Genomic DNA, 6,582 nt, shown 5'->3' with positions numbered 1-6,582 from the left:
GACACCTACTTCCGGCGAACAGGCGAAGAGCCCGGCGGGCACACCCCCGCCGGGCTCTTCCGCGTCGTGGCTCGTCAGTCCTCGGAGATGCCCCAGCCCGCGGCGGCCGAGAGCCCCTCCAGGTACCCCATGGCCCGCTCGGTCTTCGGGTAGTGGTGGACCCACTCCCAGAAGTCCTTGCCGTGACCCGGGACGAGCAGGTGCGCGAGCTCGTGCACCAGCACGTAGTCGAGCACCCACGGCGGCACGTCCCTCAACCGCTCGGACACCCTGATGGTGCCCTCGGTCGGCGTGCACGAGGCCCAGCGCGTGCGCATGGGCGGAACCCAGCGCACGCTCACGGGGTCGGCGAGCGAGTCCAGGTAGCGCGCCGACAGCTCGGCACAGCGCGACATGAGCGCCTCGTCCGACGTGCGCGCAGGCGACTTCCTGCGCGTCTCACTGCGCTGGAGGCGGCTCAACATCTCCGCCACCCAGTGCTTCTCTTCCCCCTTGGTCATCCGTGCCGGCAGAAGGACGACCACTGTGTCGCCCTCCCGGTACGCGCTGACCATGCGGCGGCGCCGGGAGCTCCGCCGCACCTCCACCCGCGGTTCGGCCATGCAGTCACCGTAAACGTCGGCACCGACAATTTTCCGCCCCCAACCGGCCGCAGGCGCGCACCCGGCGGGTGAAGTTCCACCGAACGGCGGCTGGACACGCGCGGGCGCGACATGCGCGGAAACGCGGCCTCGCGGAGGTACCGTCGCGCCAAGGTCCCCGAGTGTGTCCGCACTCACAACTGCAAGGGAGGGGCTGTGGCCGAGACCTACAACGGCTACTGCGTCAAGTGTCGGGAGAAGCGCGACTTCGACGGACAGGTCGAGGAAACCAACGGCCGGCGCATGGCGAAGGGCACCTGCCCAGTCTGCGGGACGAAGATGACGCGGATCCTCGGCAAGGCCAAGGTCTGACGTTTCCGCTGGCAGGGGGCCTCACCCCCTGCCAGTCTGTCCCCTGTGGACACAAGACCCCGCGTCCGGGCCGGACTCGCCGTGGTGCGCCGCGGCGCCGGCGCCGTGCAGGTCGGGACCGACCCGAAGCACGCCGTGGTGATCGACTCGCTGCCCGAGGCGCTGGTCGACGAACTGCTCACCCTCGACGGCCGCCACACCGTCGCCGAACTGGGTGAAAGGCTGCGGTCCCGCGGCGAGGACCCCACCCAGCTGGGTGAAGTTCTGGAATCGCTCGCCGAGGCCGGGCTGCTCGACACGGGTTTCCCCGCGGCCGGGTCGACGGTCGCGGTCCACGGTGCCGGGCACCTCGCCCTGTCGATCACTTCGCTGCTGGCGGAGTCGAACGTGCGGCTCGCCCACCACGCCGATCTGGTGGTCCTCGCGGCCACGCTCGTGCCCGATCCGGCCCTCGTGAACGGCCTGATGGCGTCCCGCACGCCGCACCTCGCCGTGCGCGTCCGTGAGGGCGTGGGCATCGTCGGACCGCTGGTCCTGCCGGGTCGCACCAGCTGCCTGAACTGCGCCGACCTGCACCGCACCGACCACGACCCCGCCTGGCCCGTCATCGCCGCGCAGCTCGCCGGCAAGCCCGCCTCCTCCGACGTGCTCTTCGCGTCGGGCACCGCGGCGCTGGCCGTCGTGCAGGTCCTGGAGTCGCTGGTCCACCTGCGCGGCCACGACCCGGCGCCGCCGCCCGTGGTGAACGCCACTGTCGAGCTCGACCTGGTCGCGGGGGTTGCTGAGAGGCGAAGCTGGTATCCGCACCCTGACTGTCAGTGCTCCGCACATAACATGGCCGTGTGACCGAGATTCCGCGCAAGGCCGTGCAGCGCACCGCCAAGCTGGCGAGCCTCCCCATCGGGGTGGCCGGCCGGGTGGTGGGCGGTTGGGGGAAGCGACTCACCGGCCGCGCGGCCGACGAGGTCAACGCCGAGGTGACCGCCAAGACGGCGGAACAGGTCTTCGCCGTGCTCGGCCAGCTCAAGGGCGGCGCGATGAAGTTCGGCCAGGCCCTGAGCGTGTTCGAGGCGGCGGTCCCCGACGAGCTCGCGGCCCCGTACCGCGAGGCCCTGACCAAGCTGCAGACCGCGGCCCCGCCGATGCCCGCCCGCACCACGCACCGCGTGCTGGCCGAGCAGCTCGGCGCGTCCTGGTCCAAGCGGTTCCAGTCGTTCGACGACGAGCCCGCCGCCTCCGCGTCCATCGGCCAGGTGCACCGCGCGGTGTGGCACGACGGCCGCGACGTGGCGGTGAAGGTGCAGTACCCCGGTGCCGACGAGGCCCTGCGCGCCGACCTGAAGCAGCTGCTCAGGTTCTCGCGGCTGCTGCAGGCGATCATGCCGGGAGCCGAGGTGCGCCCCCTGCTCGAGGAGCTGCGCGACCGGTACCTGGAGGAGCTCGACTACCGCGATGAGGCCGCGAACCAGCGCCAGTTCGCGAAGGCCTTCGAGGACGACCCGCACGTCGTGGTCCCCCGCGTCGTCGCCTCGGCCCCCAAGGTCATGGTGACGGAGTGGACCTCGGGCGTGGGCCTGGCGAAGATCATCCGCGGCGGCTCGGTGGAGGACCGGGACCGGGCGGGCCAGCTGCTCGCCGAGTTCCACTTCTCGGCTCCGTCGCGCTCGGGCCTGCTGCACGCCGACCCGCACCCCGGCAACTTCATGCTGGGCGACGACGGCCGCCTGCGCGTGCTCGACTTCGGCGCCGTGGCCCGCCTCCCCGACGGCCTGCCGAAGACGCTGGGCCTGATGACGAGGCTGGCCCTCGAGGGCCGCTCCGCCGACCTGGTCGAGCTCCTGCGCACCGAGAACTTCATCCGCGAGGGCATGTCGCTGAACGGCGACGACGTCCTCGGCTACCTGGCCCCGTTCGTGGAGCCGCTGCGCACCGAGTCGTTCCACTTCACCCGCCGCTGGCTGCAGTCGCAGGCGGAGCGGGTCGGCGACCTGCGCAGCCCGGACTCGCAGACCGGCAGGTCGCTGAACCTGCCGCCGCAGTACCTGCTGATCCACCGCGTGACGCTGGGCGCGACGGGCATCCTGTGCCAGCTCGACGCCCACGTGACGGCCCGCGAGATCGTGGCGCGCTGGCAGCCGGGGTTCGACGACTGACCTCGACCGGGTGAACCTCCCGGAAGTTGTCCACAGGTTGGCGCCGACCCCGGTCCCACCCCGTGCGGCTGGGCCACGATTACCCCATGACTCCCGTGGCTACCACCGCTGACCTGCGCAAATCCGGACTCTCCTCCCGGGAGATCCAGCACGCCTGCACCCCCGCCGGCCCGTGGCAGCGCCTGCTGCCCGGCGTGGTGCTGACCAAGCAGTCCCCGCCCACCCGCCTGGACAGGCTCCGCGCGGTCCAGTCCTTCACGGGCCCGGCGTCGGTCATCACGGGCGCCGACGCCCTGGTCCGCCAGGGCGCCGCCCTCCCGCTCCCCCGGCACGTCCACGTGCTGGCGGGCCCCAACGCCCGCCGAGCCCACCCGTCGATCCTGCTGGAACGCACGACCCGCCCACCCGAGGCGATCCGCGCGGACGGCCTCCGACTGGCCCCGCCGGCCAGAGCCGCACTGGACCTGGCCCGCCGGGAGCAGAACCCGCACGCGGTCGTGGCGATCCTCGACGCCGTGGTGGACGCCCGCCTGTGCACACCGGGCGAGCTGCACGAGGAGCTGCGGCTGTGCAGCCGCCGGGGAACGGCCCTGGTCAGGCAGGCCCTGCGCCACCTGTACCCGACCTGACGCGGGCGGGCCCTTCCCGGCTGAGCCGCGGGTGCACCCGCCCGAGCCGGGCCACGGCTCCCGCACCTGACACGGCTCGCCCCAGGCCGAGCGATCGACCTCCGGCGGTCCACGCGGGCACCGACGACTGGTCCGGACGCCGGCCGAGGCCGGCCTTGTCAGCTCGGATCGAGCCGGCCCTGCCCGGCGCGGCCGATCTGCCTCCGCGCGTCCCGTTCCGACCAGGCCGGGCTGGTGCCGTCAGGGCTCGACCCAACTCGGCCGAACTCAGCTCGGCCTGGTCGGGTCCGGCCGATCTGCCCCAGCCCACCTAGCTCCGGCCAACCCGGAGACGCACCAACCCGGGCTCGGCCAAGCCGACCTGACACGACCTGGCCCGGCCCGACATCACCCGGTCAATTCACCTCGGGCTCGGCCACCCTGACCTGACTCGACCCGGCCGGATCCGGCCCCCACCAGTCGCCCCCAGGAGGACCAGCCCAACGCAGCCCCGGCCGGACCCGAACCGGCCCAACCCGGCGACACCAAGCCCAGCCCGACCCGGCCCCGGCTTAACCCAGTCCGGCCCGACCCAGCCCACCCGGCTTCACCGGGCCCAGGCCGACCTGGCCACCCACCCGACCGGGCTTCGCCCGTCCCCGGCCTCACCCGACCTGCCCCAACCTGGCCCGGCCCCACTTGGCCGCCTCAGTCCGGCCTGACACAGCTCAACTCGGCCTCACCGAGCCCAGCCCGACCTCACCCGGCTGGCCTGACCCGACCTGGCCACCCAACCCAGCCCAGCCCAATCCGGTTTGGCCTCGCCCGGCCCAACCCAACAAACTCGACCCGGCCCGACCCCAGCCCAACCCGGCCCCGACTCACCCGGCCTGCCCGGCCTGCCCGACTCACCCGGCCTGCCCGGCCTGCCCGGCCTGCCCGGACCCAGCCGACCCGACCCGGCTCAACCCTGGCCCGAGCCCAACCCGGCCCAGCCCCAAACTCGACCGGCCCGGCCCGGCCCGGCCCAGCTGGCCCAACCCTGTCCGCCCCAGCCCGATCTGGCCAACCCAGCCAGGCCCGGCCCGATCCCAGCCCAACCCGGCCCAGCCAGCCCGTCCCAACCCTGTCCGTCCCAACCCGGCCTGACCCGCGCGGTCAGCGCCAGTACTCGTCCGGCAGCTTGCCCTCGATGTCCCGCACGTGGGCCTTCGCGCACACGTGGCACAACCACCGGACCGCCCCGCCGGTCCGCTCGGAAGACCAGGCCAGGAACTCCAGGTCGGAAACGGAGGACCTCGACCGCCCGCACCGGTGGCAGGCGGTCACCGCCGCCGTCCCACGTGGACGGTGTCCGTCTCCAGCAGGAAGACGTCCTCGCGGGCCCCGACGTACTCGGAGTCCGAGGGGTTGAGCAGCCGGCGCAGGGCGGCGCGGTCGGCCGGGTGCAGTGACGGCCCGGTGACCTCGGTCAGCCAGGTCAGGCGGTCGACCGCCCAGTCGCGCACGAGTTGCTTGGCCGGGGCCGGGTGGTCGACCACGAAGCTGAAGGCGCTGATGTCGCCGAGGCCCGCGTCGGCGAGGGCGACGTTCCAGCCGACCGGCAGGCGGACGGTGCCGGTCATGTTCTCGCGCATCGACACGAACCACGACGCGCGGGCCGCGGCCATGCGGTCCTGCAGGCCCGGCTCGCCCACGCCGAGGTCCCAGGGCAGGAAGCGGGTTTCGAGGCCGCCTTCGGCCAGGGCCAGCCAGCCGCCCGGAGCCAGGGCGGAGACCAGGCGTTTCATGCCGCGCAGCTGATCAGGGAGGTGGTGCACGACCCGGGAGCCCCAGATGAGCTCGACCGGACCGGTGAAGGACAGCGGGTCCTCGGCCGACAGGTCCGCCAGCACGGGCTTGACCGAGACGGCGCCGTCGGCTTCGGCGCGCGCCGCGGTGCAGGCCGCGTCCAGCAGTTCGGGGGTGGCGTCGACGAGCACCAGGACGCCGCCGCCGTGCTCGCGCAGCGCTGCCGCCAGCGGCACGCTCATGGCGCCGGCTCCGCAGCCGACGTCCATGACGACCGGGGAGTCGGGCAGGGGTGCGACGAGTCTGCGGGCGACAGCGGTGAGCGCCTCCGCCTGCAGCGAGCCGTAGCGCCTCATCGCGTGGAGCCGGGACGACCAGTCGATTCCGTCGTGGGTGTGGTGCGGCACAAGGGGGACGGTACGGAGGAACGGCGAAGGCCGCCATCCACCTTCTCGTGGACGACGGCCTCAGCTCGAGACTGTCAGAGGTCGAAGCGAGCCGCTCTGCGTCCCGCCCATCGCGACAACCTGCGCCAACGTTGCGCTGACGCGATGCGGTTCGCCAGGCGTTGCTCCTCAGCGATCCTCTGGGCTTCCTGTATTCGTATTCGCACGAGCTCTTCGTTCAGAGACATGGGAGTCAGGCCCTCGTTCAGGTAGGCGGGGAACGCGTTGTGGTTGAGCTGCACGGTGCTCATGCCGCCGCCTCCGTCTTGCTGGCAGTGACAACGGTCGCGTCCTTGCGCGGACGGCCGCGGGGCCGCTTGCGCGCGATCACGACACCGCGCTCGAAGATCTCCCCACCCCAGACACCCCACGGCTCGTGACGGGCGAGAGCACCGGCGAGGCACTCCGCCAGCACCGGGCAGGTCCCGCAGAAGGACTTGGCCTTCTCGAGGTCGGCCGGCGCGTCCGCGAACCAGAGGTCGGGGTTGTGGGTGCGGCAGGGGATGTCGAGCCCCTCCGCGAGGTCCGGAAGTGTCTCGCCGGTGAGCGGGACAGTCGCGGTCAACATCAGGGTTTTCTCCTTGTGTGGGGTACTGCAAAAACACGAAAGCCGCGGACTCTGTGCGAGTCC

General features: G+C 72.7%; 9 protein-coding genes. 4 read left to right on the top strand and 5 right to left on the bottom strand.

Going from position 1 to position 6,582, the window contains the following annotated elements; all coding sequences use genetic code 11:
• Nucleotides 1-74 precede the first annotated feature (74 nt).
• A complete protein-coding gene (locus ACFWGZ_RS38405; RefSeq protein WP_382456513.1) occupies nucleotides 75-602 on the bottom strand; it encodes a M48 family metallopeptidase in 528 nt (175 codons plus the stop codon).
• A gap of 195 nt (nucleotides 603-797) precedes the next feature.
• Here ACFWGZ_RS38405 and ACFWGZ_RS38400 point away from each other — a divergent pair, with 195 nt between their 5' ends.
• The 4 genes from ACFWGZ_RS38400 to ACFWGZ_RS38385 all read left to right on the top strand — a co-directional run bounded on the left by ACFWGZ_RS38400 (nucleotide 798) and on the right by ACFWGZ_RS38385 (nucleotide 3,735).
• A complete protein-coding gene (locus tag ACFWGZ_RS38400; protein WP_176946781.1) occupies nucleotides 798-953 on the top strand; it encodes a DUF5679 domain-containing protein in 156 nt (51 codons plus the stop codon).
• 45 nt (nucleotides 954-998) lie between these two features.
• Complete coding sequence (locus ACFWGZ_RS38395; RefSeq protein ID WP_382456512.1) at nucleotides 999-1,799, top strand: TOMM precursor leader peptide-binding protein; 801 nt, start codon at nucleotides 999-1,001, stop codon at nucleotides 1,797-1,799.
• Nucleotides 1,796-3,106, top strand: a complete 1,311-nt coding sequence (locus ACFWGZ_RS38390; protein ID WP_382456511.1) for an ABC1 kinase family protein — start codon at nucleotides 1,796-1,798, stop codon at nucleotides 3,104-3,106. The genes ACFWGZ_RS38395 and ACFWGZ_RS38390 overlap by 4 nt, the downstream gene beginning before the upstream one ends.
• A gap of 86 nt (nucleotides 3,107-3,192) precedes the next feature.
• On the top strand, nucleotides 3,193-3,735 hold the full coding sequence (locus ACFWGZ_RS38385; RefSeq protein ID WP_382456510.1) for a hypothetical protein: 543 nt from the start codon (nucleotides 3,193-3,195) through the stop codon (nucleotides 3,733-3,735).
• Nucleotides 3,736-4,872: 1,137 nt separating this feature from the next.
• Here the strand turns inward: ACFWGZ_RS38385 and ACFWGZ_RS38380 are convergent.
• The 4 genes from ACFWGZ_RS38380 to ACFWGZ_RS38365 form a co-directional block, all read right to left on the bottom strand.
• Entirely contained in the window at nucleotides 4,873-5,043 is a 171-nt protein-coding gene (locus ACFWGZ_RS38380) for a hypothetical protein (RefSeq protein ID WP_382456509.1), read from the bottom strand.
• Nucleotides 5,040-5,912, bottom strand: coding sequence for a class I SAM-dependent methyltransferase (locus ACFWGZ_RS38375; protein WP_382456508.1), 873 nt, complete (start codon nucleotides 5,910-5,912; stop codon nucleotides 5,040-5,042). The genes ACFWGZ_RS38380 and ACFWGZ_RS38375 overlap by 4 nt, the downstream gene beginning before the upstream one ends.
• 74 nt (nucleotides 5,913-5,986) lie before the next feature.
• Entirely contained in the window at nucleotides 5,987-6,202 is a 216-nt protein-coding gene (locus ACFWGZ_RS38370; protein ID WP_382456507.1) for a hypothetical protein, read from the bottom strand.
• Complete coding sequence (locus ACFWGZ_RS38365; RefSeq protein ID WP_382456506.1) at nucleotides 6,199-6,519, bottom strand: WhiB family transcriptional regulator; 321 nt, start codon at nucleotides 6,517-6,519, stop codon at nucleotides 6,199-6,201. Before ACFWGZ_RS38365 ends, ACFWGZ_RS38370 begins: the two co-directional genes overlap by 4 nt.
• Nucleotides 6,520-6,582: the final 63 nt, after the last annotated feature.

The organism is Lentzea sp. NPDC060358 (assembly GCF_042725365.1).
GTDB lineage: Bacteria > Actinomycetota > Actinomycetes > Mycobacteriales > Pseudonocardiaceae > Lentzea.
The sequence above is the reverse complement of the archived record's forward strand: the minus strand, read 5'-3'. Positions and strand labels throughout refer to the sequence as shown.

Bases quoted from the DNA above. Each gene is read 5' to 3' on its own strand.
- ACFWGZ_RS38405 (WP_382456513.1), bottom strand. From the start codon at position 602: ATGGCCGAACCGCGGGTGGAGGTGCGGCGGAGCTCCCGGCGCCGCCGC.
- ACFWGZ_RS38385 (WP_382456510.1), top strand. From the start codon at position 3,193: ATGACTCCCGTGGCTACCACCGCTGACCTGCGCAAATCCGGACTCTCC.
- ACFWGZ_RS38370 (WP_382456507.1), bottom strand. From the start codon at position 6,202: ATGAGCACCGTGCAGCTCAACCACAACGCGTTCCCCGCCTACCTGAAC.
- ACFWGZ_RS38365 (WP_382456506.1), bottom strand. From the start codon at position 6,519: ATGTTGACCGCGACTGTCCCGCTCACCGGCGAGACACTTCCGGACCTC.